Below are 23,076 nucleotides of genomic sequence, written 5' to 3'. Positions count from 1 at the left end.
GCTCTTAAGCGCCTTTACCGTAGACGATCAGTTCGGCGGCTTCTTTCACTTTGGCCGGGTTGAGAGCTTCTTCCCAGTCCTCACGCACCACCACGCCTTTAGCAAAGCGCATCAGCCTCAAGGCCGCATCGGACGGCACTTTGGGTGAGTAGCCGAACCACATGGCGATCTCGACGTTCAAATGCCCGATCATGAAATCAAAAGCTGCTTCGCGCGGGATGTCGTATTTGGATGCGCACAGATCGACAGCTTCCACCATCGTGTCCACGAAGGGCATCGCCACCATTTCCGATAGTCCGGGCTCCAGAATGGCCAATTGCTCGACAGTAACGCGGTAGCAGTTGGTGATCGGCGACCACATGGCTTTGCAGATGTCTTCGCCCAGTTCGTAGGCCTCTTCGGGTCCCTTCATGAGGGCGCAAACGATGGACTGGCGTGCGATGCCGCCATGATAATCTCGCCGGGCATCCCAGTCGGTTTCATCGTTGAAAAGCGGCGGGTGGCAAGGATGACCGATGACAATGGAGACATCGTCTCGCTCGGTTGGGACATCGCCAGCGTAGGGGGCTGCTGCATCCAGGATGATGAGCAATGCACCTGACTTAAGCGACGGCACAATATCGCGCGATACTTTGCCGATGATGTTGTCGGGCAGCGCAAGCACGACGACATCAGCACCAGCGATCCCAGTCGCCTGGTCAACGGCTTGAATATCGGCCTCGGCAAGGCGAGCCTTGCCAACATCTGCGGTTTCGACGGCGCGAACATCATAGCCGGCATCGACGAGTTTCTTGGTAACACGAAGGCCCATTTTGCCTCCGGCTCCCAGAAGGGCGACGGCGTGTGTCATGGATGGGACTCCTTGTTGGTCGTTGAAGCAGGTGGCGGGTCGCCACGTACTGGTTCGGGTAAAAGCGGACGGATGATGCGGCGCTTGCTGTCTTCCAGTCTCGCCTGGCGTAATCCATCGAGAAGGACGGCGATGAAGATCACCAGCCCAAGCAAAAGTGGCTGCAGGTAAAGATTGATGCCGGTGTAAACGAGGCCGGCCTGCACCACCTGAATGGTGATGGCGCCGATAAGGGCACTGAACGCGGTTCCAACACCGCCAAACAGGCTTGCACCACCCAAGACGGCTGCGGCGATGACGGAAAACTCGCGCCCCTCACCAAAGCCGGTATCAAGCCGTCCAATCTGCGAGATCAGCACAAAGCCCGCTAGCGAAGCGCAAATGCCGCTGGCGATGTAGACGAAAGCTTGCAAGCGGCGCGTGGGCAACCCAGCTTTGCGGGCGCCCTCAGCATCATTACCGAAGGCATAGATCTGTCGACCCATCGGGGTATGCGCCAGGATGATGTAGGCTGCCAGCACCACAATGGCGAAAACAATAACTGGCATGGGAATTCCGAGCACGTTGGACAAGCCAAAGGCACGCACCTCGGCAGGGAAATCCAGTTGCCGCGAGGAGGTCACGTAGGAACCAAAGCCCCGGAACAGAAACAGCGTTGCCAGCGTTGTGATGAAAGGAATAATCCGTAGCACGACGATAAAGAAGGCGTTGATCACCCCCATCAAAGCGCCTGCCAGAATGCTGACAACCAGCGCGCCAGTGACGCTCACTTCCATATCTCGCATGGCAATGCCGGCCATTAGCGGCCCCAGATACATGATGGAACCGACGGACAAATCGATACCTGCGGTTAACAGCACAAAGACCATGCCAACAGCTGCAATGCCGATGAAGGACGCCTGCTTGACGGTGTTGCCCATCGTATCGAACGAAAGGAACGCAGGCTCGGCAATGCCAAAGCCGATGATGATGGCGAACAGGATGATGATCGAGGAATGCCGAGCAGCCATGCCTGCTGGGTCGAATGGGCCCGATGGTCGTTGCGCGCTCATGCTGCCACCTCTTTGAAAGCGGCGGCAATGATCGCGGCCTCTGAAAAGTCCTCGCGTTTGAATTCGCCAGTCACTTCGCCCTGGGCCATCACCATGATGCGATCGCATGTGCCCATCAACTCTTCCAGCTCCGAGGAAATGAGGAGCACACCGCTGCCCGAAGCCGCCAGACTGTCGATAATGGTGTAGATCTCGTGCTTGGCGCCAACATCCACGCCGCGTGTGGGTTCATCCAAAATGAACAGCTGCGGATCGCCCAACAGCCACTTGCCGATCACCACTTTTTGCTGATTACCGCCCGACAAGGCACGCGCGGGCTGCGTTGCGATATCACCGGCTTTGATGGTCACGCGTTCGCGAACGGCTTGCGTACGCTCTTTCAGCTTGTCCTGGTCGAGCATGGCCAGTGGCGCCTGGCCGAACTGATCGATGGTCACCAGTGACAGATTGTCTGCAATGGCTGCATCCATCATCAGGCCTTCGTCACGCCGGTTCTCGGTGACGAACGCCATGCCTTTACCGATGCGTGCACGTGTGTCGCCATCAACCGGTGTGTCATTAAAAAACAGCGTGCCGCGTTGGGTTGGATCGATGCCAAAGATCATGCGGGCGAGTTCACTGCGCCCTGATCCCATCAAGCCAAATAGCCCAAGAATTTCGCCCTTGTGCAGTTTGAAGCAGATGTCTTCGACGACGCCATCCTGGCTTAGCCCATCGGCTTCCAAGATCACTTCGTCACTCGGTGCGCTGGTGCGTGGAGGATAGATTGCAGAAAGCTCGCGCCCGATCATCGCGTTGATCATGGCCGGCACACCGAACTGATCGACTGGCCCATTGGCCACCAGGTGCCCGTCACGCAGAACGGCGATCTCATCGGATAAGGCCTGCACGTCCGCCAAGATGTGCGAGATGTACATGATAGTCGTGCCATCGGCCTTCAACGCGTTGATGGTCTCGAACAGCTTATCGGTCTCACGCGCGGTGAGTGAGGTTGTCGGCTCGTCAAAAATGATCAGCGAGGCTTCACGGTGGAGCGCTTTGGCGATTTCCACCAATTGCCGCTCGCCCGGTGCAAGGCTGCCAACTGAGGTTTCAGGCTCTGCTTGAAGGTTGAGTCGCTCTAGAAGAACACGGGATCGCGCAGCCATCTTGCGCTTATCGATGAGGCCAAAACGGTAAGGAAAATCATCAATAAAGATATTCTCGGCCACCGACAGGTTGGTGAAAAGATTCAATTCCTGATGGATGAACGCAATGCCATGGGCCTTTGCATCGGCTGGGTTTTTGGGTGCATATGAGTCGCCGCGCCACGTCATGCTGCCGGACGTAGGTGGCACCACGCCGCCGATCATATTCATGAGCGTCGACTTGCCTGCGCCGTTTTCACCGATAACGCCGAGACAGATGCCAGCCGGCACCTCAAGATGCATATCGCTGACGGCCGGAACCCCAAACCAGGCTTTGGACAAGCCATGAAGGCCAAGAAGCGTACTCATAACCCGCGCTCCGCCGAGTAGCGGTTTCGGGCAACATCAAGCAGCGCGGCGCACAGGATCACACCACCCTTGGCCATATCGATATGGAAAGTGGAGAGGTTCATCAGGTTCAGCGTGTTGGAAAGAAGAACGAAGAAGATGACACCAAACACGGTCCAGATGATCTTACCTTTGCCGCCGAACAGGCTGGTACCGCCAATGACCGTCGCGCCAATGACATCGAGTAGAAACGTCCCCTCGCCCAGCGTCGGGCGGCCTGCCTCCAGACGGGCGGAATAAAGGATCGAGCCGACGGTCGCGCAGAAGGCTGAGATGGCAAAGACCATCACGATGATGCGCTTCACCGGCACGCCTGAGATCTCAGCCGCTTTGCGGTTCGCGCCGATGGCGATGACCTGCCGACCAAAAACCGTCTTGTTGAGCAAAATATGGGCTGCAATGGCCAGGCTGATGGCAATGACAGCGGAAAAGCCAATGACGGAAAAAATTTCACGGCGCGGAATCTGCGAGCGATCCTGCTCACCGAAATAGACGGAGATAATGTCGCCCTTGCCCAGTGTGACAAGGCTCTCTGGCAAGTTGCCAACGTTCTCCGACTGTGTGAGCCAAACCGCAAACGCTGAGACGACGATCATTGTGACCAACGTCATCATGAAAGGCGGCATGCGCAAATAGGCAATCGCCAGCCCGTTGAGCGCGCCAACACATGTGCCAACCGCGAGCATCACCACAAGACTTAAAAAGACGCTGATCGGCAGGCCATGGAAGAGGCCGCCGTTCTCGTCAATGAACAGCCCCCAGACCGGCGCACCTTCCAGCACATTGGCTGAACCACTCGTGGCAACCAGAACGGCCATCACGGTGCTGGTGAACCCGATCACAGCGCCTTGTGAAAGATCGATGCCCGCAATGGTCAGAACAAAAGTCTGGCCAACAGCTACCGCCAAAAGAGGCCATGTGTTGGACAAAAGGTTCGACAGGTTCGCTGGATTGGTCAGTGTGGGCAGAAACGGCGCCAGCACAAGGAAGTAGGCAATCGACAGCCAAAGAATGAAATAGTCCGATAGAACCAGATTGCGCAGGCGTACCAAAAGGCTAGGCCGTTCCTTGCCTTCGGGCTGCGCCGCAGACGCAGGCGTTTTGGACGGTGGTATGGAATGCATGGATTGCCGTTTCGCCGTAGAAGAGGTTGGTGGTGGCCCAAAAGCCACCACCGGAAAGAACGGCGGCTAAACCGTTCGCTCGGGAGGAACGATAAGTCCTAGCGATCGAGGAAGCCTTCGGAGAGCAGAACGCAGCCCCACATGTCCATTTCACGCTCGCCAATGTTGGCTGAGGTAAGAGCAAAACCCGGATCTGCGATCACTTCATTCGGCTGAGCTTCACCGGCTTCAATCGCCGCAAGGATAGCGTCCATCGCTGCCTCGGCCTCGAAGTAGAGGTCCTGTACGCCGGTCGCGTCCACATACCCGTCCTTGATCAGCCGACAGGCCGTGGCATCGCCATCAAGGCCAGCCATCAACACATGACCTTCTTCACCGGCAGGCACCCACATGCCACGCGGTTCCAGTACCGAGCGAATGGTGGGGAACAGGAAATCAGAAGAAGTGAAAAGCACGTCAATATCTGGATTGGCCGTAATGGCCGCTTCCAGATTGGCCAGGGCTGTGGCTGCGTCCCACTCCGAGGCAACTTCGATGGCAGGATTGAAGTGATCGGCGTACCGGCCGATGGCTTCGTAAAAACCATCGCGACGACCCACAGCGTTGGAGTCGCTCAAATCACCGACGATTACCATAGGTGTGAGCATGCGATCAGGGTTGGCTGCGATGGCTTCCTGGGCCACGAAGTCCACTGCCTGGGCGGCAATGCTGGCATTGTCAGCAACGACGATGATGCCTTTGGAAAGGTCTGATGGCGGGCGGTTGAACACCGCGATAGGCACATCATTGTCTTGCGCTTCACCGACGATCGTCGTCGCGCTGTCGCCATCCTGTGGAATGATGATGATGCCATCCACGCCCTGGGCAATACAGTCGCGCACCTGCTCAAGCTGGCGATTGGCATCTTCATTGGCGTTGCGCTCGATAACGGTGTGCCCGGCTTCGGTCAGCGTGGTTGTGATCGCCTGATGACCCGCAACCCAGAATTCTGTCTCCAAGTCCTGAAACGCGAAGCAAATGGTGGCTGCAGAAGCTGAGCCGGCAAAAAGCATGCTGGTCGAGGTCACCGCAAAGGCGGCTCCGATCAGTTTTGTGCGGAATCTCATAGTGTCACTCCCTAGTCGTCGAGCGTGCCTTTTTGGCACCGTTAGCACCACGGAAATGGATCCCGCGGAAACTGTTGGAGGGCTCATCCACACCTGTTTTTGATGCTTTGGCATGGCGGCATCACCTCATTACTGTTATAGTCATTATACCAGTTGGAAAGCTAAGGCAAGCGTCGGCACGCACAGCCTGCTTGAGACTGGCTGAACAATTGCTTATGAGGCTGGTATGACAACTAAACCAGCAGGGATTAAACGCCGCAAACTATCCGATGAGGTTCAGGATCAACTCCTGGCCATCATTCAAGGCGGCGACCTTGAGCCCGGTGACTATCTACCATCGGAGCGTGAGCTGATGACCGACTTTGAAGTCGGGCGTCCAGCAATCCGTGAAGCGATGCAAAACCTACAACGCATGGGTCTTGTAGAAATTCGCCATGGAGAGCGACCCAGAGTTGCCAAGCCTTCTATTGATCAGATGGTTGGTCAGATGTCGCAGACGATGCGACACGTGCTTTCACATTCCGAAACATCGATGACCCACTTGAAGGAAGCCCGTCTGACCTTTGAGGTTGAAATGGCCCGCATTGCAGCCAGAAAGCGCACACTTTCCGATATCGCTTTCTTGCGCCAGACCGTCTCGTTGCAAACCGCGGCACGCGATGAGGCAGAGGACTTCATGAACTGCGATGGGAATTTTCATCGCGCTGTTGCCACCATCAGCGGCAACCCCATTTTTGCCGTTCTGGCGCAGGCCCTCTTTGATTGGCTGGCCCACTTCCATATCGACCTGGTTCGTCAGGAAGGTATGGAGAGCCTGACCATCCAGGAGCATGACGCGATTGTCGATGCCATTGAGGCAGGTGATGAGCGTGCCTCCGCTGAAGCGATGGCCAACCACCTCAACCGCGCGAACAAGCTCTATCATCAAAAGTACTCAGCCTAGCCGCACAAGATCAGCATGCTCAGCGGGGCAAAAGACCGCTAACAAAGCAAACACACCGCGCAAACGTTAGAGATCAGGAGCACTTCAGAATCGCTGGAAAACTAGAGGAACAACTCTGCAGCAGCTGGTTCTGGCCGCAGATGTGTTGTGAACTGACTGCGTTGCGCAAGAGAGATTTTGGCTCGATAGCGGACGTCGCTGATATGTGAGCCCGCCCCTTTTGAACGCATCCACGTCGAGTGGAACATCTGCGAATTCAAAGGAGTGTTGTGATGGGCTTGAGTTCGCATCCACAGCCGTCGGGGAGCAGTTCACCAAGGTCAGTGCGAAGACCCTGTTCATCGAACCTGGAAACCCCAGGGAGAACAGTGATAACGAGAGCTTTAACAGCAAACTCAAGGACAAGCTGTTGAACGTTGGGACTCTTCAACACTCTGCCCGAAGCCAAAGTGCTTATTGAGAGATGGCGTCGGCACTACAACATCATCCGTCCGCATGCATTTTTAGAGTATCAACCGTCGGCTCCATGGATTGATATCCGGGCTGACATTGTCAAGTCGGCATGGACCGACCCGTCAGATCAGACTTCCATCGAGAGCAGCGCAATGCTTACAGAACAGGTGGTTGCGCCTCTGGGATCCCGTTAGGCGGCTGGTTTCTTTTTTCACGAAGACTGAGCAGCAGCTCTTTGTTGGCACAAAATTCCGGCGGTTTTTCCCTGTCGGTCGCTTTATGCTGTTCAAGCCAAGAGAGACATTTGTCGACAGACTTGCAGTGTGTGCAGGCTTTGAGCGCCTTTCGATAGCGCTCGGCATCCAATCGTCCGTCAAGAGCTGCGTCGGACAGATCAACATCTGTTGCGGCCCCCATCTTGTTCATGAGATCGGCATGTTCATCGAGCTTTTTGAACGGGTTACGCATCAGGACCTCGTTTGATCAGGGGTGGCAAGTAGGGACGCCAGTGTCGCCCGCGTGGATTGAGCAGATTGGGAGCAAGGTGGTGGGCTAGAAAGACGATCGTGGCCCCAGCAATTCCAAGTCCATTGAACCAGAGAGAGAACGGCAAGCTGAGCGGCACGAGAAGTGCTGATCCTGCGAAGATCAGCAAAAGCCGCATCAAAGGTTGAAGGGGAACATGCAACCATCCAACAGCCGCCGCGGAGATCAGGTAAACACCGGCCGCTGCTGTAATCACATCCACCACGATGGCAATCGTGTCGCCTTTCAAAATTAAGGTGGGTGAGAGGACGAACAGGAACGGGATCACATAGGCCGTCCACCCGTAGCGCATCGCGACGAATGCCGTTTGCATGGGCTTGGCCTTGGCGATCGCAGCGGCAAAGAAAGCTCCGATCCCAACCGGCGGTGTCACCATCGACATCATGCCGAGATAGAAGATGAACAGGTGCGCTGCGATAGGATCGACGCCACTTTGAACCAGCGACGGCGCGATCAGAACTGCCAGCAAAAGATAGACCCCGACGGTTGGCATGCCCATGCCAAGCACCAGGCAAACAGCCGCACCGATCAGCAGCAACGCTATCAGGCTCTCCCCACCCAGCGACACAAGAACAAAGGTGAGGCCAAACCCAAGGCCGGTGATGTTGAGGACACCGATGATGAACCCGGCAGCAGCCGCAATCATCACGATATCAACGACCGATGAGCCAGTCTCGCAGAGCGCCTGCCAGATCTCGCGCAAGCTCATGCGTTGCCGGTATCCTTTGATCAGACCGATCGCGAGGGCTGCGCCTCCGCCATAAAGTGCGGCTGTTTCAGGGCGTTGACCAAAGGAGAAAAGGGCAAGCACGATGGCTGCAAAAGGAACGATGAACACCCAGCCATGTTTGAACACGTCTGACGTTTCAGGGATCTCACTCTCATCAACAAGAGCGATGTCGTCGCGCGCGGCCTGCAGGTCAACTTGTGCGAAGACCGCCACATAGTAGAGAAGCGCGGGAACGATCGCAGCAACGACGATTTCCGTGTAGGGGCGCTGAAGGATGTCGGCCATGAGAAACGCAACCGCACCCATAACGGGCGGGACGATCTGGCCGCCCGTTGAGGCGACGGCTTCAATGGCAGCGGCTTGGTGGCGGCGATATCCTGATGCGATCATCATGCGGATGGTCACCACACCCGTGGCGACAATGTTGGAGACCACCACCCCGGAGATGGAGCCGAAGAGGCCTGACGCCACCACAGCGATTTTCGCCGAGCCGCCACGGCGACGTCCCATCAGGGCAACCGCGATGTCGTTGAAGAAATCAGCCCCACCCGATTTCAAGAGCAACTGGCCAAACAGCACAAAGGCGATGACGACTGTGGCCGCCACGTTGAGCGTCAGTCCGAACAATCCGTTGGCATCAAAGGCCAGATACATCAGCATACGTTCAGGCGCGACTTCGCGCGTCTGCAGTGCGCCGGGAATGGTATGGCCTATCAAGCCCATGAGCCCTATGCAGGCAACCACGATAACCAGTGGCCAACCGGTGCAACGTCTCAGCGCTTCCATGATCAGAAGGAAGAGGATGGCGCCTGCGATCAGTCCGTCCAACGGCAGGCTCATCTGTTGGAAGATGAGCCTTGGATACTCCCACATCACCCAAAGGGCCGTACCAAGGCCAAGCAGGCTAAGCGCAATATCCAACCCGACAAAAGGGCTTGGTTTCTTGATGAAGACCAATGCGAGAGAGAAGGCAAGAATAAGCGCCAAAAACTGCTCGGTGTAGGGCGCAAGGCCAATCGAGCGCGGCACATCGGCAGCCCAGGCGACTGCCGTCAATGTGACGACAGCCGCGAAGAGGTTTCCGATCACCGCCAAATGGCGGCGTATCGCGCTTTGATCGGCCATTTCGCTCACAGATCAGAAGTCCTGAAGCGCAATGCCGCGCTCTTCGAAGAACGCGATGGCACCGGGATGATAGACTGCCCCTGGGTAATCCACATAGGAACGCTCAATGCCGAAGGCACCAAAGGGTGGAAAGGCTTCGGCCATGTCGCTCTGGCGCTCGGCCATCGATGCGAGCAACGCCATCACCGTTTCATCGGACACGTGGGCACCGGCAACCAACACATTGTCCCAGGTCACCATCATCATTGGCTCTTCGATGCCAACCCGAAAGGGGGCGGGTTGCACTTCTGAGAAGTAGAAGGCCGGGCGAATGGCCTGAATGGCATTAAGCGTTGCGTCATCGCTTGCGCCCTGTAGAAAACGGACGCCATCAACGGTGGCGTTGACTTCGGCCACTTTCGGCCCGCCAACTGCAAAGAAAGCTGCTTCGGTGCGTCCAGCTGCGAGGTCATCTGATCCACGGATCAAGCCTGGTGTTGGCACACCTTCCACGTCATCATAGGTCAAACCACCGGTCGCCAGCAGTGCTGAGACATGGGAATTGGCAAGTGGGAATCCGTCCCAGCCAGAAGAAACGCGGCGGCCTTCCAGCTCGCTCATTTGCGTCATGCCGCTATCGGTACGCACATAAAGACCGATGGGCAGAGGATTGATCTTGGCCACGATACGCAGGTTTGATTGAGCCTGCCCATCATAGTGGTCGATCCCTTCTGCTGCCGCGATCACATCGTTGATGTCATTGATCGAGAACTCAGCAAGGCCCTGTTCCAGTGCCTGCATCATAGCGAGGTTCCCACCATAGGGCTGCACCACCATGCGCACACCATCCTCGCGCACGGCACCGGCGATTACATTGCCCATTGTGTTCCAGACTGAGCCCTGCGGTAGGGTGGCTATGGAAACGGTTTGCGCGCCGACCTGTGCTGCCAGTCCCAAAGTGGCGCCAAGTGCCAGCGCACCGGCAATCAGTTGCTTTTTCATCATTTTCTCCCGGTTTTAAGATCGCGCGGTTAAGCCGCGTCAGGTTGGTTTTCCGGCAAGGCATCCTGAAAAGCAGGCAAAGCCATGCAGGCGTTGTAAATCCTCTTAAGGGTTGGATAAGGCGCGATATCGACGCCGAAACGACGGTTGTTGACCACTTGGCTCGCCAAACAGATATCAGCCAGGCCGGGCATATTTCCGTGGCAAAATGCACCGGTTTCTTTGTCGTTGGCCAAGCGTTTTTCCAGCGCGCTGAAAGCCTGGTTCACCCAGTGGTGAAACCAAGCGGTTTGGGCGTCGTCATCGGCGCCAAACTGGTCACGAAGGTAAAAGAGCACGCGCAAATTGTTGATGGGGTGTACATCAAGCGCGATCATCTGTGCCAAACCACGCACACGCGCCCTGCTCCAGGCATCGTCTGGTAGAAACGCTGGTTCAGGATGGGTTTCATCAAGCCATTCAATGATCGCCAGCGATTGCGCGATCATACCCTGATCGGTTTCAAGCGTTGGCACCAGACCTTGCGGGTTCACGGCCAAATAGTCTTCGCCACGATGCTCGCCCTTGCGCAGCACATAGGTAGTTTGATCATAGACAAGGCCTTTGAGGTTCAGCGCGACCCGCACACGATAGGAGGTGGACGACCGAAAGAACCCGTGAAGGCGAAGGTCGGGTGCGTCGCTCACACCCGCTCTCCAATCGTGATGGCAATCTCGGCCAAACCTTCAACCGCGCCGGTGACAGCGTCGCCAGGAACAATTGCGCCGACACCAGCCGGTGTGCCGGTCATGATGATGTCGCCCGGTGCCAAGGTCATGGATTGTGAGAGGATCGAGACATGCTCGTTCACCGACCAAATCAGATCAGCGATGTCAGCATCCTGTTTGACCTCCCCATTGACCGCCAACCAAATGCGCCCCTCGGTGAGGCTTTGCACGTCGGCCATGGGAACCAGTGGCGAGATCGGTGCTGATTGATCAAAAGCCTTTCCCCAGTCCCAAGGACGGCCCTTGTCACGCGCAGCCAGTTGAAGATCGCGACGGGTCAGATCAATGCCAACGGTCGCGCCCCAAATGTGGTTTGGGACATCTTCTTCCGCGATGTTGCTACCAACCTTACCGATGGCGACCACCAGCTCGATCTCGTAGTGGAAATTCTCCGTTTCCGGCGGGTAAGGAACTGTAGCACCGTTCTCCACCACCGCATCGGCCGGCTTGGTGAAGAAGAAGGGGGGCTCACGGTCTGGGTCGCGGCCCATCTCGCGGGCATGCGCGGCGTAGTTGCGTCCGACACAGAAAATCCGGCGAACCGGAAACCGATCATCGGTGCCAACGACAGCCACACTGGCCTGGGCTGGTGGAGGGAGAACGTAACTGGTCATGCATTGCCTCGGCGTTCGCGGAAAAGACCGAGCTTTTCGTGAATAGGTCGGTCGGAATAGGAAAACAGCACTGCATCCTCATCCACCTCGTGGGTGAGCGTGTGCCAGGAGGGCACGACGAAAACATCGCGCGGGCCCCACTCGAACGTTTGGTTTCCAATGGTGGCCTGGCCTTTGCCCTCAACACCGACATAAACGGTGGCATCGGTGGATTGATAAGGCACCGAGGAGAAGCCTTTGGGCATCAGTTGCAGGCTGGCGCCAATGGTTGGCATCGCCCATCCGCCATCGACGGGGTTCACATACCGCATCTTCAACCCATGGCAGGGATCCCACTCTTCACGTTTGCGCATCTGCTCCAGCGCCTCGCGTGAGCGATCGTAGGGGTAGTTGAAGATGGGGGATGTTGGTGCAGACTTTTCGTACCCGATTGGCATCATGTTCGCGCCATAACGTGCCAGGCTGTCGCCCATCGGTTTGGTGATCTCTTGCTGATCCTCGCCCATGCCTTCGGCAAAGGATGCATCGAGGAATTGCACGACCGGGATGTCCAGGCCGTCGAGCCAGAAGATGGGTGAACCAGAGCGGCTGGTGTGATCGTGCCATTCCCAGCTCGGCGTGATGACGAAATCACCAAACTTGAGATCGGTGTTCTCGCCACCTACGGCAGTGACACCACCCTCGCTTTCCAGAACAAAGCGCAGAGCACTCTGGCTGTGGCGGTGGGCGGGGGCAACTTCGCCAGGCATCACACATTGAATGCCGCAATAGAGACTGGTGGTGACCTTTGATGTACCCTTTAGACCTGGGTTCTCCAGGATCAGCACGCGACGTTCAGCTTCCTTGGCGGTGATAAGATCAGCCGCTTCCAGGAGGCGCGATCTTACGCTTTCATACGACCACTTCACCGGCACGCAGTCGGACTTGGGCTCCGGCGTGATGATGCCGGACATGACCGACCACAAGGCACGCATCGATTCCGGCTCGATGGCGTCGTAAAAGGCCTGACGTTCAGGTGTGTTGGGGGGAGGCCCATCAAGGCTCATGACAACATTCCTCTGGTGTTAGGCCACTGAACCGATCTGGTCCGCAGCAAGCGCTCGCAAGGCTTGGCGGTCGATCTTGTCGGTGCCTGTTTTCGGCAGATGGTCGAGAAAATGGATGGTCCGGGGATATTTGTGCGGCAGCAGCTGCGCCTTGGCGAAGTCTTTCAACTCCCTGGCCAAACCATCACCGGCATCGGTTTGACTCTTGGGCGTTACCCAAGCTGTCAGCGTCATCCGCTGATCGGCCAGTGGAACGGCCTGGACGCAAATCTCTCGGACTTTGGGATGCTCGGCCAATGCCAGCTCGATCTCCAGCGGGTAAACCCACTGGCCGGATACTTTCACCAGATCATCAGCGCGGCCTTTGAAGAAGTAAAAACCGTCTTCATCGCAGGTGAACTGGTCACCAGTGTAAAGCCAGCCATTGCGCATGGTTTCGGCCGTTTTATCGGGGCGATTCCAATAGTACTCGGCACCGGAAAGCCCGCAGACCTCCATAATGCCTTCGCTGCCCACGGGGACAAGCTGGCCTTCACCATCTACCAGTCGAACTGCATAGCCTGGAACGACACGACCGGCTGATCCAGGTTTCTGCGTGTCCTCATCATTGGACAGATAGATGTGCAGCATCTCGGTTGAGCCAAGACCCTCCACAATGCGATGACCGAAACGCTGCCGCCAGCTATCGGCAAGTTCTGAGGACAGAACCTCGGCAGCCGATATGCACAGACGCACAGAGGACAGATCTGCCATCTCGGCGTCCGCGTGACTGATCAGAGCGGTGTAGACCGTTGGTAAACCAAACAGAACAGTGGGTTTGTGCGCTTCTATGGCATCAAAACAGCGATCAGGCGTTGGGCGACCGGTAAGCAACAAAGCCGAAGCACCAACGGCCATCGGGAAGGCGACCGCGTTTCCAAAACCATAGGCGAAGTAGATCTTTGGCACCGAGAAGCAGATGTCGTCCGGTGTGAGTTTCAGGATGTCACGAGCGTAGGTATGCGCTGTGTAAGCAGCATCCTCGTGCTTGTGCACCACGCCTTTCGGCTTTCCGGTTGACCCTGAGGAGTACATCCAAAAGGCCATATCCGTGCGCATTGTGGGCGCCTCGGAAAGGCTTGGTGAAGCCTTCACAATCTCAGGGCCGTCGCTGCGCAACATTGGACGTGACGCATCTTGCATTTGATCAGCAAGATCCGGGCTGACAAGCACCGCTTTCGCATCGCTGTCCTCTTCAAAGAACGCGAGAAGATCGCTGGGCGACTGAATGTTGATGAGCAGAGGGACCAGACCAGCGCGCATCGCGCCCATGATGGCCGCAGGATAAGCAGGCTCATCGTCCATCAGCAGCATCACGCGATCACCGCGCGAACACCCTGCATTCAAGAATGCATTGCCAATACGGGCTGCCAAATCAGCCAGCGCCGCATAGGTGAGCGTGCCTGATGCATGATGGACGGCAACACGTTCTGCATTGGTCTGTAGATTGTCCCACAACAAGCGAGACGCATTGTAAGTCTCCGGCAGATCAAAACCGACCTGCCTTGCGAGTTCAGCAACAGTGTTGGTCACGCTGCGTCCTCCAGCGCGATACCGTTTTGCGTCAGCTTTGCAGCGAATTGGGGGGATAGCCTGCGCAGCCTATCAGGGCTCAATCGGCCAGCACGCAAGATGTAAGACAGTGCAAACGGCCACGGATCGAGCTGCATGTGCTGCTCAAAGTCATCGTACCAATCTGACGATGTGCGTGCCGCTGACACCAGCTTCGCAAGCACGGGTGCACGCGTTGCTTGGTAAGCGGGTAGTGCTTGGTCAACCGACCAGTCTTTGGCTTTCAGGGCTTCAACCAGGGCAATGACATCTTCCATGGCAAGGCGAGTGCCTGACCCAATGGAAAAGTGCGCCGTATGCAACGCGTCACCAACCAGCACCTTCTTCCCATCATGCCATCGGCCACAGGAGAGATTGGGGAACTGTCGCCAATGGGAGTTGTTTTCGACTAGATGCGCGCCTTCAAGCACATCGGCAAAGGCTTCTTCACAGGCCGCGCGATAGTCGGGTTCGGCCATCTCGCCCAACCCGCTTTGCTTGAATGTCTCTTCGGCCACTTCGATGATGAACGTCGCTCGGCCAGGCGCATAGGAGTAATGATGCGCGTTCATCGGGCCGTAGCGGCTGTCGATAAAGGTTTGGGTGAGAGCGTCAAACTCGCGGTTGGTGCCGTACCAGACGAAGCGATTGGTCTGATAGCTCATTGCTTCATCAAAACTGCCAGTGGCACGCACCTGTGAGTTAAGGCCATCTGCGCCGATGATGAGATCGGCATCAAGCGCATCCACATCATCAATGCGCGTTTCATAGGACGGGTGGATACCAAGCGCTGCCGCCCGCTCTTGGAGAAGCAACAGAAGCTCCAATCGCCCGATACCGGCAAAACCAATGCCATCGATCACGATCCGCTCGCCCTTGTGCGCGAGGTGGATGTCGGACCAGCGCGCCATGTGCGGCTCGATCAGATCGGCGGTTTCAGGATCGTCTTTGCGCAAAAACGCCAGCGCATCATCGGAAAACACAACACCGAAACCGAAGGTCGCGTTCGATGTGTTCTGTTCAATCACCGAAATGTCGAGATCACTGCGCGTGCGCTTGAGCAAAATAGCCGCATAAAGGCCCGCAGGCCCCGCGCCGACAATCGTCACCTTCATCACGTCCTCCCGATCGTGGTGATGTCTTTTTCTTTTTGCGTAATTGATTACGTTATGTGAAAACTGTCAAGCGCCAATGCAAGGAGATGCTATGTTTCAATGCGACCGCGAGATCGAATGGGGGGAATGCGACGCCATGGGCATCGTGTTTTATCCGAGCTTTTTCAAATGGATGGACGCGACGTTTCACGCTTTCACGCGATCTGAAGGCTTCGATCAGTCAAGTCTGAAAAACGATTATGGCTTGGCTGGAACACCGCTGGTTGAGGCTGGGTGCCAGTTTTTGCGGCCCGGTCGGTACTATGATCGACTGGTGGTTGAACTGACGATCACCAAGGTCAGTCGTAGCAGTTTTTCGCTTGCTTACGGTTTTACAATCGGCGACACCCCCATCGCGCGAGGCAACGAAACCCGTGCTTTTGTGGCCGAGAAAGACGGAACGATCGGTAAAGCCGATTTACCGGAGGCGATCCGCAAGACATTGGAAAAACACCATGCCGGATGAAGGTTTGACCCGCAGCAAAGGCGTCCAAAGCGTCGAGATCGGCATGCTGATCTTAAAAGCTTTCTGCAAAAAGCAGGGGCCGATGTCGCTCAGCGAAGTCGCGCAATCGGTCAACATTCCACCGGCCAAGGTTCACCGTTACCTTGCAAGCCTGATCGAGTTGGGCATGGTTGTTCATCGCAAGACTGGGACCTACGATCTAGGACGCGCAGCTGCCGAGGTCGGGATGGCCGCTGTCGCGCGTTTCGATGTGGTGAACCGGGCTGCCGACATGCTGCCTGATGTTGTGGAATCCACCGGTTGCACGGCAATGCTTTCAGTTTGGGGCACTTTGGGTCCAACCGTCGTGCGCTGGGAGCGATCAAGCCCACCTTTGGTAACAGCGCTCGGTGTTGGCACATTGCTGCCGCTTCTCACCTCGGCAACAGGGCTGGCGTTTCTGGCCTGGAGCCCAGAACGTCTCGTGGGTGACCGTTTGTCCAACGAGGAACTAGAGCGGGCCAAAACGCTCTGCTCCGACATCCGCAAAGCAGGACTTGCCGAAGCACGGCAATCCTTCATTCCCGGTCTTTATGCGCTGGCCGCACCGGTGCTTGATTTGCAAGGTCAGGCAGAGGCTGTCGTCACGCTGGTCTCTATGGAGAAGGAGTTGTTAGCCGATGACTCCGTTGGCAGGCGCGAACTTAAACGCGCCTTCCCGACCCAAGTTCTAGCCGTGCCCGGCAGTGAAGAGTTTCAGGCGAGCAGCGGCTAGGCAGTCTTAAGGCCCAAAGGAAGTCCGACAGCTTTTTTGTGCCCTGCTGCGTAGGCCACGGCATTGGGTAAAAAGCGTTCCAGAAACCGCGTGGTCGCAGGCATGAAACCGGAACCATGATGGTAGATCGGGTCAAGACTCGTGACCAACACGCGCCCTTTGCCGATCGGGTAGTCCACCATTAAAGCGCCGGCTGCACCGTTCGCGCTCACCTGCGATGTGGGGGACCAGCTGATCAAGACTTCACCTCCCTCCGGCACCGAGACTATGCCATGCACGTGCCAGGCACAGTCTTTGTCGGTGAGACCCAACAAAGCTGGGTGTGAGGGCTTCTCAACCTTCACCCCGAGATCAAGGCCCGGTTCGCGCCACCACCAAAAGTTGGTTGGCTCAAGTGTGAAACGCAATCCGTTGAGAAAAAGGTCGGGACTTGTCTCGCCCATAACAAACAACAGCCCGCCTTCGCGCACGTAGCGATCCAACATTTTTCTGTGCGGTGCCAAGCGATGCCCTGGCGTACGGCAGGGGATCATCAGTGCGGCGTGGGCGCTTAGGTTCGCATCGGCCAGCGCATCGATACGAATGCGGTCTGAGAAAATGCTGGCCTCTTCAAAGTCGGCGAAGGTACGGCGTTGATAGGCAAGGCCCGCGTCTACGACGGCAATGCTCATGCCGACCTCTCATTTGCCATCCAGTCCAGCATGTTCGCGTAGAACCGCCCTGCACTGCTTTTATCGTTATGTACAAACCAAACATCATTGCCTGGATGCACCAGAACTCGTCCGCCGCCATCGCGGTGCCAGACAAAATCCGTTGGCGTGTCATCGCCGATCATGTTGGTCAGCACCGTGGACCCTAAGGGGACCGGAAAGCTGCCACGAGACCAGAAGCCAATCACGCCTTGGCGATAGGTGAGATCATCGGCCACCACGCCGTCAGTAATTGGGTGTGTGCCTTCAAGCCGCAAAATCCAGTCCTGGGCTTTGCCGCTCGGCAGGGGCGCGTAGCAACCAAGACCGTGTAGGCAAGGTTGATAGAGTGGCCCGTTCAAGCTGATCGAACCACCTTGACGCAGGTAACGCTCCAGCATCGGTGCGCATTCGCACAGATGTTGTTCATCAAGATGCTGGCTGAGAAGAAGTCCATCGGTGTCGGCAAGGTCGTGATCGGAAAGTTCGTACTGATCGATGACATCGATCGTGTGATCTCCCGGTGGGGACGCAATGCCGCCAGGAACTGACACCGTGTTCTGCAAGAAAACAAAATGGCCCATGAATCAAACTCCAGCCTGGCGACGCGAGCGGGCAGGCACAGCGACGGCCGCTGCCAAAGCGCTATCACCACATTGTTCGCGAAGAACGCGCACCTCCGTCCCGTAAAGCGCGGTAAGACTGTCATGGCTGATGACCTTGCCGACCGGGCCGTCTTGACGGCTGGTCTCCATGAGCAGCAATGCACGATCTGCAGCTTCCAGCGCATGACCTGGCACATGGGTCGTAAAGGCAACGCCCAGCCCATCATCATGGGCAAGACCGGCCAGAACATCGAACAACATGGCCTGGTTCTTAAGGTCCAGAGCCGAGGCTGGTTCATCCAGGATCAAGCAGTCGCACTCACCAGCAAGCGCCTGGGCGACCATCACCAACTGACGTTCTCCGCCCGATAGGCTGGCAACCCCGCGCTGCGCCAGAGCATGGATGCCCAGACGATCAAGAGCTGTATCGGCGCGTATGAAGTCGTGCTTACCCGGCGACCCAAACGTGCCGATGTGTCGTGCCCGCCCCATCAGAACCATGTCGCGCACGGTAAAATCAAAGGTTGGGGCGTTGGACTGGGGCACATACCCAACCGTGCCAGAAACCTGCCGCGAACCTTTGGTGAGCGCCAGCGTGCCAACCAGTGCGCGGATTAAAGTGGTCTTGCCGCGTCCATTGGGCCCGAGGATGGCAAGCACTTCAGCAGCATCAACGCCGATATCCAAGCCGTCGAAGATGGTGCGAGCTTCAAAGCGAACACTCGCGCCGGAAAGCGATAACAAAGTTGTTTTGGCATGCGATGTCATGGTTCACGGCGCCCCCAGCTTAATGGGATTAGCCTTGGTGTGCGCTTGGCATAGGCTTGCCATGCTTCGCCGAAATTAGACGCCATCAAAGCTTCCTCCCGGCCGACACGCAGCAGATAGAGCGCACCGAATGTTGCAAGACCCGCAAAGCCGGCCAACCAGTTCGACAACAAGCCTGCTTGCGCGATGACGATCAAAAAGAGCGCTGAATACATCGGGTGGCGCATGAGTCGGTAGACACCGGTATCAACAAGCGTGTGCCCCTCTTGAATCGCTAGGGAAACCGACCATTGCCGATCAAGATCAACATGCGAGCGATAAAAGAGGACGAGACCCAGGGTGCCAATGATCGCCGCAGTAGCATTGATCGCTATCGGCAAATTGTAGTCGGCAAACCCAAAAACTGGCGTTGCCACGAAAAGAAACGGGATCGGCCCCATCCCCAGAAAGACCGCTACCAGAAGCACTTGCTCCAACGTGTCAGATGCTTTGCCGGCGCGTCCGATGCGAACTTCAAAAACCGTGCGAATGACGATCATGACGAGGAAGATCGCAACAAAGCTCGCCGCTCCCCAAGACAGTGAGCCTTTGATCTGAATGGCAGAGATAAGCGCTGCAATGCTGATGATAACGGGCACGATCAACCTCTTAAAAACGGCACTCATCCTCGCCCCCAACCCTTCAGATGCAGCCGACGCAACAGAACAGCGAACACCGGTGCTCCGACCAGAGCCGTCAAGATGCCGATGGGGATTTCAGCGGCGGACATGGTTCGCGCCAGCGTATCGACGATGATGAGATAGCCGGCACCCGCGAGTGCGGCTGCAGGCAACAGTTTGCGGTGATCAGGCCCCACAATCATGCGCGCCAGATGCGGCATGACCAGGCCAACCCACCCAACAACACCTGCCACCGAGACGACACCGGCAACGCCTAACGCCACCGCAGCCAAGATAGCCCAGCGTGTTGGTTCCACACGGATTCCAAGCGCAGTTGCCTCTTCTTCACCCAGCGACATGATGTTGATGCGAAAGCGCAGCGCGTGCAGCACGAGCGCCGAAACAAAAACGGCCAGAGTCAGAATGCCAAGCTTTTCGTAGGTCGCGGTCGCGAACGAGCCCATCAGCCAGTAGACGATGGCCGGCAGGGAGTCGTTCGGGTCCGCCACATATTTGATCAGGCTGACAAAGGCCGTGAAGGCAGCTGAGACCACAACACCGGCGAGCACGAGCATCAGCACAGGCGCGCGTCCGCCGACGCGCGCAATGGTGTAGACGATGAAAACCGCGACCAGACCGAAGACAAATGCAAAGCCAACGGTTGCAGCTGTCGTCCCGACTAGAAGAATGGCCAGCGCCCCACCAAAAGAAGCGCCTGAGGTCACGCCAATGATTTGTGGGCCAACCAACGGGTTGCGGAAAATGCCCTGCAAAGCCGCGCCCGTCATGCCGAGAATGGCACCTGCAAGAGCCGCCGAAAGAATGCGTGGTGCTCGAACCAGTTCAACAACACGTCGCGCTGTATCCGGCACATCGGCATCCACGACGCCGAACCGGGCAAGCAGGATGCGCACAACGTCCAGCGGCTCGATGGCGTACCGGCCAACCCCTAGGGCGATGACTGCGATAACAGCGACGGCAGTGCAGGCCAGAAGCCAACCGCTGCCTGCAAACAACGCTGCTGATACAAGCGCGCGAATGGAAGGTGCGGGACCTGCCTCGCGTGCGGTCTCAGAAGGTGCTGAAACGCTCATACCCTGCCGAATTCTGGTTGGCGTCGATCCGTAGCATCCGCGCAATGTCCCCTGCTTCTGGCGCGTGGCCGTAAAGCAGTTGGTGCGCCGATGTGATCTCGGCGGTGTAGTCCCATTGGAAGCGGTCTGGGTGCAGAAGCTCAGATAGCCACATCCAGCCGAGTGGGCTTTCTGCAACGGGCGCTTCCCAACGATCCCCACCCACCGGGAACGCGTAGATTTGGCGCTCGCGCACCGCCGTCAGCGATTGCAGGACCGGATTGTCGTAAACCATCTGTGGGGTCAGCTCCGGTTGGAAGGCATTCAGCAGAATGACATCTGGATCCCAGACAATCAGTTGTTCTGCGCTGATTTCAGCCGAACGCTGGGGGACCTCTGCGGCAACATTGACACCACCCATGGCCTCAATCTGCCAACTGCGAAAATGGCCGCCACCCACAACGCGTAAGGCATCGCCATAGCGCGCAAGATGCGCGACCGTTGGGCGACCCTCATCTGGCAAGTCGGCCAGCGTTTCAGTGATTGACGCCAGTGTGTTTTGTCGCCACGACAAGATGGTCTGAGCGCGATCTTCAACGCCATAGGCCGCGCCCATCATTGGAATCCAATCAACAGCATCGTCATTGGCGGTGACATTGATCGTCAGGACAGGCAGACCGGTAGCCATGATCGGTGCAAGCACATCCTCGCCCATGAATCCAACTTGAAAAACAAGGTCTGGATCGGTGGCCAGAAGCTCCTCGATGTTCGGCACAAAACCACCGCCAATCGCTCCCGTCGGCAGATCAACAAGGTTTGGGAAATAGCCCGATAGTGACCCTTGCATCATCACAGCTTTTGACCAGGGATGCGCCGCTACCAAATGGTCGGCGTCGCCCGGAATTGCGATGGCAAACGTGCCAAGCGGGGGTGGTAGAGGCGCCGAACGGACCGATGGCGCTGCCAACGTGACGGTGTTGCCATTGACGTCCGTGATGGTGACGGGCGCATCATCAGCCTTGCCAAGGGTTGCGCCGGCGAGCGCTGCCGCAGCCAGAACACCGGCGACAAGAAGCGTTGTTTTAAGCGTGTAAAAAGAAGAGTGGACCGCTCGTGTACGAGCAGCGGAATGCGTTTGCATGTGCAGTTTGGTTTGGGGGGACATGAACGCCTCCTTGGCGTCGTTTTTTCCTCTACGGCGTTTTGTAAAATGTGACGGTGAATTGCCCTGCCTTGGCAAACGCAACAGCGTGGGGCTCTTGCGGCGCGACAATCGCGTGCGCGCCAGCAGGCAAGAGATCCTGGCGGAGCGGGGCGCCGTCGTCAGCAAACCGCGAAACGGTCAGTCTGCCCTCCAGCACATCAATGCGACCCCAGACACCTTCCTTGGTGCGATGCATGGCCAGCAAGGCAGCTGGTACGGTTTCCGGTGTGAACGCTTGTGTGGTTTTGTAGGGCGTTACGTTTTGAGGCAGATCTGTCATCCCACAAGACCCAACTGGCAGGTCATGCTGTCGAGCGCGATCATTGTGCCGGTTTCTTTGATGAACTGCGCCACCTGTTCAGGATCGGTGATCCCCAATCCACAAATCTCAGTGACACCGTATGAACAGAGAAGTGGTGCCACGGGCGTACTCGGTCCCACCACCATGATGCGCGGGCATCCGGCAGCGTGATGCAGCAAGGGTTCCAGCGACCCGTTCATTAGCGTTTGTGCGGTGATCGCAACCGCTGGTGCCTCACGAAGCGCTTCGGGAGCTTTTGCCGCTGGAATATCATTGTCTTTGGGTTCGCGTTCGATAACGCGCGCCCTGTTAAGGCGTTCCAGCGCTCCGCGAAAACCGCCGACAATGACCAAACCTTCGCCATGTGCATCAAATCGCGCAAAGCCCCATGGGCCCTTGTCGTGCAGCCCACCGCCAGGCACACCGCCCTGTCGGTTCCAATAGGCATTGACCGCAGCCAACCCGATGGAGCGTCGCAGTGGATTTAGCGAGCAAATCCAGAGAGCCAGCTCGCGAAGTGGCCGACCGGCAATTGGCTCGCCATCTCGCACAGTGCGCGCGCCTTGCGTTCCGCGATCGGGCGAGCGAGCAATCCCAGTCAACGACCCGGCGGAGACCATGGTCCAGTTGAGACCGACCATCACCTCATCGACGATGGCGTCGGTTGCCACCGATAGGGCGAGATCGCGATCTAACCCGCCGCGACCCACAGCCCGCAACAGGCCATGCCCATTGACCGGTAGGTCATCGCTGGCATTGCGGCCAAGTGGCAAAGCCACGGGCCTGGCCTCACCTATGCCGATGGTGTGATAATCGTTGCGTTCGCCAACGGTCCAACCCGCTTCTCTAAGATAGCCTAAAGCTACGGAGAGCGGCATCGTATCGGAAAACCCGATGCCGACAGACTGCTCGCACATGATGACGTCGCTGCTTTTCATGCT

The 23,076-nt window shown here is 57.2% G+C and carries 25 protein-coding genes; 4 read left to right on the top strand and 21 right to left on the bottom strand.

Annotated features, from left to right (window positions below; all coding sequences use genetic code 11):
* Nucleotides 1–4 precede the first annotated feature (4 nt).
* The 5 genes from ABWH92_RS12640 to ABWH92_RS12620 all read right to left on the bottom strand — a co-directional run bounded on the left by ABWH92_RS12640 (nucleotide 5) and on the right by ABWH92_RS12620 (nucleotide 5,667).
* Nucleotides 5–850, bottom strand: coding sequence for a phosphogluconate dehydrogenase C-terminal domain-containing protein (locus tag ABWH92_RS12640; protein WP_375568878.1), 846 nt, complete (start codon nucleotides 848–850; stop codon nucleotides 5–7).
* Nucleotides 847–1,902 carry an ABC transporter permease gene (locus ABWH92_RS12635; protein ID WP_375568876.1) on the bottom strand — a complete coding sequence of 352 codons (1,056 nt, stop codon included), beginning with the start codon at nucleotides 1,900–1,902 and terminating at the stop codon, nucleotides 847–849. Before ABWH92_RS12635 ends, ABWH92_RS12640 begins: the two co-directional genes overlap by 4 nt.
* On the bottom strand, nucleotides 1,899–3,398 hold the full coding sequence (locus ABWH92_RS12630) for a sugar ABC transporter ATP-binding protein (protein ID WP_375568874.1): 1,500 nt from the start codon (nucleotides 3,396–3,398) through the stop codon (nucleotides 1,899–1,901). Before ABWH92_RS12630 ends, ABWH92_RS12635 begins: the two co-directional genes overlap by 4 nt.
* Nucleotides 3,395–4,561, bottom strand: coding sequence for an ABC transporter permease (locus ABWH92_RS12625; RefSeq protein ID WP_375568872.1), 1,167 nt, complete (start codon nucleotides 4,559–4,561; stop codon nucleotides 3,395–3,397). The genes ABWH92_RS12630 and ABWH92_RS12625 overlap by 4 nt, the downstream gene beginning before the upstream one ends.
* Nucleotides 4,562–4,659: 98 nt before the next feature.
* Nucleotides 4,660–5,667: a sugar ABC transporter substrate-binding protein gene (locus ABWH92_RS12620; RefSeq protein WP_375568870.1), complete on the bottom strand. Its 1,008-nt coding sequence runs from the start codon at nucleotides 5,665–5,667 to the stop codon at nucleotides 4,660–4,662.
* 226 nt (nucleotides 5,668–5,893) lie between these two features.
* Between ABWH92_RS12620 and nanR the strand changes: the two genes are divergently transcribed.
* Nucleotides 5,894–6,610 carry a transcriptional regulator NanR gene (nanR, locus tag ABWH92_RS12615; RefSeq protein ID WP_375568868.1) on the top strand — a complete coding sequence of 239 codons (717 nt, stop codon included), beginning with the start codon at nucleotides 5,894–5,896 and terminating at the stop codon, nucleotides 6,608–6,610.
* Between the two features lie 416 nt (nucleotides 6,611–7,026).
* Nucleotides 7,027–7,257, top strand: a complete 231-nt coding sequence (locus tag ABWH92_RS12610) for an integrase core domain-containing protein (protein WP_375568866.1) — start codon at nucleotides 7,027–7,029, stop codon at nucleotides 7,255–7,257.
* Here the strand turns inward: ABWH92_RS12610 and ABWH92_RS12605 are convergent.
* Genes ABWH92_RS12605 through ABWH92_RS12570 form a run of 8 tightly spaced genes read right to left on the bottom strand, consistent with a single transcriptional unit; the run spans nucleotide 7,220 to nucleotide 15,577 of the window.
* Nucleotides 7,220–7,531: a DUF6455 family protein gene (locus ABWH92_RS12605; RefSeq protein ID WP_375568864.1), complete on the bottom strand. Its 312-nt coding sequence runs from the start codon at nucleotides 7,529–7,531 to the stop codon at nucleotides 7,220–7,222. The genes ABWH92_RS12610 and ABWH92_RS12605 overlap by 38 nt on opposite strands.
* Entirely contained in the window at nucleotides 7,524–9,464 is a 1,941-nt protein-coding gene (locus ABWH92_RS12600; RefSeq protein WP_375568862.1) for a TRAP transporter permease, read from the bottom strand. The genes ABWH92_RS12605 and ABWH92_RS12600 overlap by 8 nt, the downstream gene beginning before the upstream one ends.
* Before the next feature lie 12 nt (nucleotides 9,465–9,476).
* Nucleotides 9,477–10,448, bottom strand: coding sequence for a TAXI family TRAP transporter solute-binding subunit (locus ABWH92_RS12595; RefSeq protein WP_375568860.1), 972 nt, complete (start codon nucleotides 10,446–10,448; stop codon nucleotides 9,477–9,479).
* A gap of 26 nt (nucleotides 10,449–10,474) precedes the next feature.
* On the bottom strand, nucleotides 10,475–11,131 hold the full coding sequence (maiA, locus tag ABWH92_RS12590; RefSeq protein ID WP_375568858.1) for a maleylacetoacetate isomerase: 657 nt from the start codon (nucleotides 11,129–11,131) through the stop codon (nucleotides 10,475–10,477).
* Nucleotides 11,128–11,826, bottom strand: coding sequence for a fumarylacetoacetate hydrolase family protein (locus ABWH92_RS12585; protein WP_375568856.1), 699 nt, complete (start codon nucleotides 11,824–11,826; stop codon nucleotides 11,128–11,130). Before ABWH92_RS12585 ends, maiA begins: the two co-directional genes overlap by 4 nt.
* Nucleotides 11,823–12,872, bottom strand: a complete 1,050-nt coding sequence (gtdA, locus tag ABWH92_RS12580; RefSeq protein ID WP_375568855.1) for a gentisate 1,2-dioxygenase — start codon at nucleotides 12,870–12,872, stop codon at nucleotides 11,823–11,825. The genes ABWH92_RS12585 and gtdA overlap by 4 nt, the downstream gene beginning before the upstream one ends.
* 18 nt (nucleotides 12,873–12,890) lie before the next feature.
* Nucleotides 12,891–14,444 carry a benzoate-CoA ligase family protein gene (locus ABWH92_RS12575; RefSeq protein ID WP_375568853.1) on the bottom strand — a complete coding sequence of 518 codons (1,554 nt, stop codon included), beginning with the start codon at nucleotides 14,442–14,444 and terminating at the stop codon, nucleotides 12,891–12,893.
* Entirely contained in the window at nucleotides 14,441–15,577 is a 1,137-nt protein-coding gene (locus tag ABWH92_RS12570; protein ID WP_375568851.1) for an FAD-dependent monooxygenase, read from the bottom strand. The genes ABWH92_RS12575 and ABWH92_RS12570 overlap by 4 nt, the downstream gene beginning before the upstream one ends.
* Before the next feature lie 91 nt (nucleotides 15,578–15,668).
* On the opposite strand from ABWH92_RS12570, the gene ABWH92_RS12565 reads away from it, so the two are divergent.
* Both ABWH92_RS12565 and ABWH92_RS12560 read left to right on the top strand, forming a co-directional pair.
* The gene (locus tag ABWH92_RS12565) at nucleotides 15,669–16,082 is read left to right on the top strand and encodes an acyl-CoA thioesterase (protein ID WP_375568849.1); all 414 of its coding nucleotides are present in this window, start codon (nucleotides 15,669–15,671) and stop codon (nucleotides 16,080–16,082) included.
* On the top strand, nucleotides 16,072–16,836 hold the full coding sequence (locus ABWH92_RS12560; protein WP_375568847.1) for an IclR family transcriptional regulator: 765 nt from the start codon (nucleotides 16,072–16,074) through the stop codon (nucleotides 16,834–16,836). Before ABWH92_RS12565 ends, ABWH92_RS12560 begins: the two co-directional genes overlap by 11 nt.
* Here ABWH92_RS12560 and ABWH92_RS12555 read toward each other — a convergent pair.
* Genes ABWH92_RS12555 through ABWH92_RS12520 form a run of 8 tightly spaced genes read right to left on the bottom strand, consistent with a single transcriptional unit; the run spans nucleotide 16,833 to nucleotide 23,073 of the window.
* Nucleotides 16,833–17,507: a hypothetical protein gene (locus ABWH92_RS12555; protein WP_375568845.1), complete on the bottom strand. Its 675-nt coding sequence runs from the start codon at nucleotides 17,505–17,507 to the stop codon at nucleotides 16,833–16,835. The two genes, ABWH92_RS12560 and ABWH92_RS12555, sit on opposite strands and share 4 nt — an antisense overlap.
* Nucleotides 17,504–18,109, bottom strand: a complete 606-nt coding sequence (locus tag ABWH92_RS12550; protein WP_375568843.1) for a hypothetical protein — start codon at nucleotides 18,107–18,109, stop codon at nucleotides 17,504–17,506. The genes ABWH92_RS12555 and ABWH92_RS12550 overlap by 4 nt, the downstream gene beginning before the upstream one ends.
* 3 nt (nucleotides 18,110–18,112) lie before the next feature.
* Nucleotides 18,113–18,898, bottom strand: coding sequence for an ABC transporter ATP-binding protein (locus ABWH92_RS12545; protein WP_375568841.1), 786 nt, complete (start codon nucleotides 18,896–18,898; stop codon nucleotides 18,113–18,115).
* The gene (locus tag ABWH92_RS12540; RefSeq protein WP_375568839.1) at nucleotides 18,895–19,563 is read right to left on the bottom strand and encodes a protein-S-isoprenylcysteine O-methyltransferase; all 669 of its coding nucleotides are present in this window, start codon (nucleotides 19,561–19,563) and stop codon (nucleotides 18,895–18,897) included. The genes ABWH92_RS12545 and ABWH92_RS12540 overlap by 4 nt, the downstream gene beginning before the upstream one ends.
* Nucleotides 19,560–20,651, bottom strand: coding sequence for a FecCD family ABC transporter permease (locus ABWH92_RS12535; protein WP_375568837.1), 1,092 nt, complete (start codon nucleotides 20,649–20,651; stop codon nucleotides 19,560–19,562). The genes ABWH92_RS12540 and ABWH92_RS12535 overlap by 4 nt, the downstream gene beginning before the upstream one ends.
* Nucleotides 20,629–21,795: an ABC transporter substrate-binding protein gene (locus ABWH92_RS12530; protein WP_375568835.1), complete on the bottom strand. Its 1,167-nt coding sequence runs from the start codon at nucleotides 21,793–21,795 to the stop codon at nucleotides 20,629–20,631. The genes ABWH92_RS12535 and ABWH92_RS12530 overlap by 23 nt, the downstream gene beginning before the upstream one ends.
* A 28-nt stretch (nucleotides 21,796–21,823) precedes the next feature.
* On the bottom strand, nucleotides 21,824–22,114 hold the full coding sequence (locus ABWH92_RS12525; RefSeq protein WP_375568833.1) for a DUF1971 domain-containing protein: 291 nt from the start codon (nucleotides 22,112–22,114) through the stop codon (nucleotides 21,824–21,826).
* Nucleotides 22,111–23,073: a Rossmann-like domain-containing protein gene (locus ABWH92_RS12520; RefSeq protein ID WP_375568831.1), complete on the bottom strand. Its 963-nt coding sequence runs from the start codon at nucleotides 23,071–23,073 to the stop codon at nucleotides 22,111–22,113. Before ABWH92_RS12520 ends, ABWH92_RS12525 begins: the two co-directional genes overlap by 4 nt.
* Between the last annotated feature and the right edge of the window lie 3 nt (nucleotides 23,074–23,076).

It is taken from the genome of Ahrensia marina (genome assembly GCF_042140245.1).
Lineage (GTDB): Bacteria > Pseudomonadota > Alphaproteobacteria > Rhizobiales > MH13 > MH13.
Note: the sequence above shows the minus strand (reverse complement) of the source record. Positions and strands in the feature narration are given on the sequence as shown.

Excerpts from the sequence above, each read along its gene's own strand:
- ABWH92_RS12640 (WP_375568878.1), bottom strand. The coding sequence starts at position 850 with ATGACACACGCCGTCGCCCTTCTGGGAGCCGGAGGCAAAATGGGCCTT.
- ABWH92_RS12635 (WP_375568876.1), bottom strand. The coding sequence starts at position 1,902 with ATGAGCGCGCAACGACCATCGGGCCCATTCGACCCAGCAGGCATGGCT.
- ABWH92_RS12630 (WP_375568874.1), bottom strand. The coding sequence starts at position 3,398 with ATGAGTACGCTTCTTGGCCTTCATGGCTTGTCCAAAGCCTGGTTTGGG.
- ABWH92_RS12625 (WP_375568872.1), bottom strand. The coding sequence starts at position 4,561 with ATGCATTCCATACCACCGTCCAAAACGCCTGCGTCTGCGGCGCAGCCC.
- ABWH92_RS12620 (WP_375568870.1), bottom strand. The coding sequence starts at position 5,667 with ATGAGATTCCGCACAAAACTGATCGGAGCCGCCTTTGCGGTGACCTCG.
- nanR (WP_375568868.1), top strand. The coding sequence starts at position 5,894 with ATGACAACTAAACCAGCAGGGATTAAACGCCGCAAACTATCCGATGAG.
- ABWH92_RS12605 (WP_375568864.1), bottom strand. The coding sequence starts at position 7,531 with ATGCGTAACCCGTTCAAAAAGCTCGATGAACATGCCGATCTCATGAAC.
- ABWH92_RS12600 (WP_375568862.1), bottom strand. The coding sequence starts at position 9,464 with ATGGCCGATCAAAGCGCGATACGCCGCCATTTGGCGGTGATCGGAAAC.
- ABWH92_RS12595 (WP_375568860.1), bottom strand. The coding sequence starts at position 10,448 with ATGATGAAAAAGCAACTGATTGCCGGTGCGCTGGCACTTGGCGCCACT.
- ABWH92_RS12585 (WP_375568856.1), bottom strand. The coding sequence starts at position 11,826 with ATGACCAGTTACGTTCTCCCTCCACCAGCCCAGGCCAGTGTGGCTGTC.
- gtdA (WP_375568855.1), bottom strand. The coding sequence starts at position 12,872 with ATGAGCCTTGATGGGCCTCCCCCCAACACACCTGAACGTCAGGCCTTT.
- ABWH92_RS12570 (WP_375568851.1), bottom strand. The coding sequence starts at position 15,577 with ATGAAGGTGACGATTGTCGGCGCGGGGCCTGCGGGCCTTTATGCGGCT.
- ABWH92_RS12565 (WP_375568849.1), top strand. The coding sequence starts at position 15,669 with ATGTTTCAATGCGACCGCGAGATCGAATGGGGGGAATGCGACGCCATG.
- ABWH92_RS12560 (WP_375568847.1), top strand. The coding sequence starts at position 16,072 with ATGCCGGATGAAGGTTTGACCCGCAGCAAAGGCGTCCAAAGCGTCGAG.
- ABWH92_RS12555 (WP_375568845.1), bottom strand. The coding sequence starts at position 17,507 with ATGAGCATTGCCGTCGTAGACGCGGGCCTTGCCTATCAACGCCGTACC.
- ABWH92_RS12550 (WP_375568843.1), bottom strand. The coding sequence starts at position 18,109 with ATGGGCCATTTTGTTTTCTTGCAGAACACGGTGTCAGTTCCTGGCGGC.
- ABWH92_RS12545 (WP_375568841.1), bottom strand. The coding sequence starts at position 18,898 with ATGACATCGCATGCCAAAACAACTTTGTTATCGCTTTCCGGCGCGAGT.
- ABWH92_RS12540 (WP_375568839.1), bottom strand. The coding sequence starts at position 19,563 with ATGAGTGCCGTTTTTAAGAGGTTGATCGTGCCCGTTATCATCAGCATT.
- ABWH92_RS12535 (WP_375568837.1), bottom strand. The coding sequence starts at position 20,651 with ATGAGCGTTTCAGCACCTTCTGAGACCGCACGCGAGGCAGGTCCCGCA.
- ABWH92_RS12530 (WP_375568835.1), bottom strand. The coding sequence starts at position 21,795 with ATGTCCCCCCAAACCAAACTGCACATGCAAACGCATTCCGCTGCTCGT.
- ABWH92_RS12525 (WP_375568833.1), bottom strand. The coding sequence starts at position 22,114 with ATGACAGATCTGCCTCAAAACGTAACGCCCTACAAAACCACACAAGCG.
- ABWH92_RS12520 (WP_375568831.1), bottom strand. The coding sequence starts at position 23,073 with ATGAAAAGCAGCGACGTCATCATGTGCGAGCAGTCTGTCGGCATCGGG.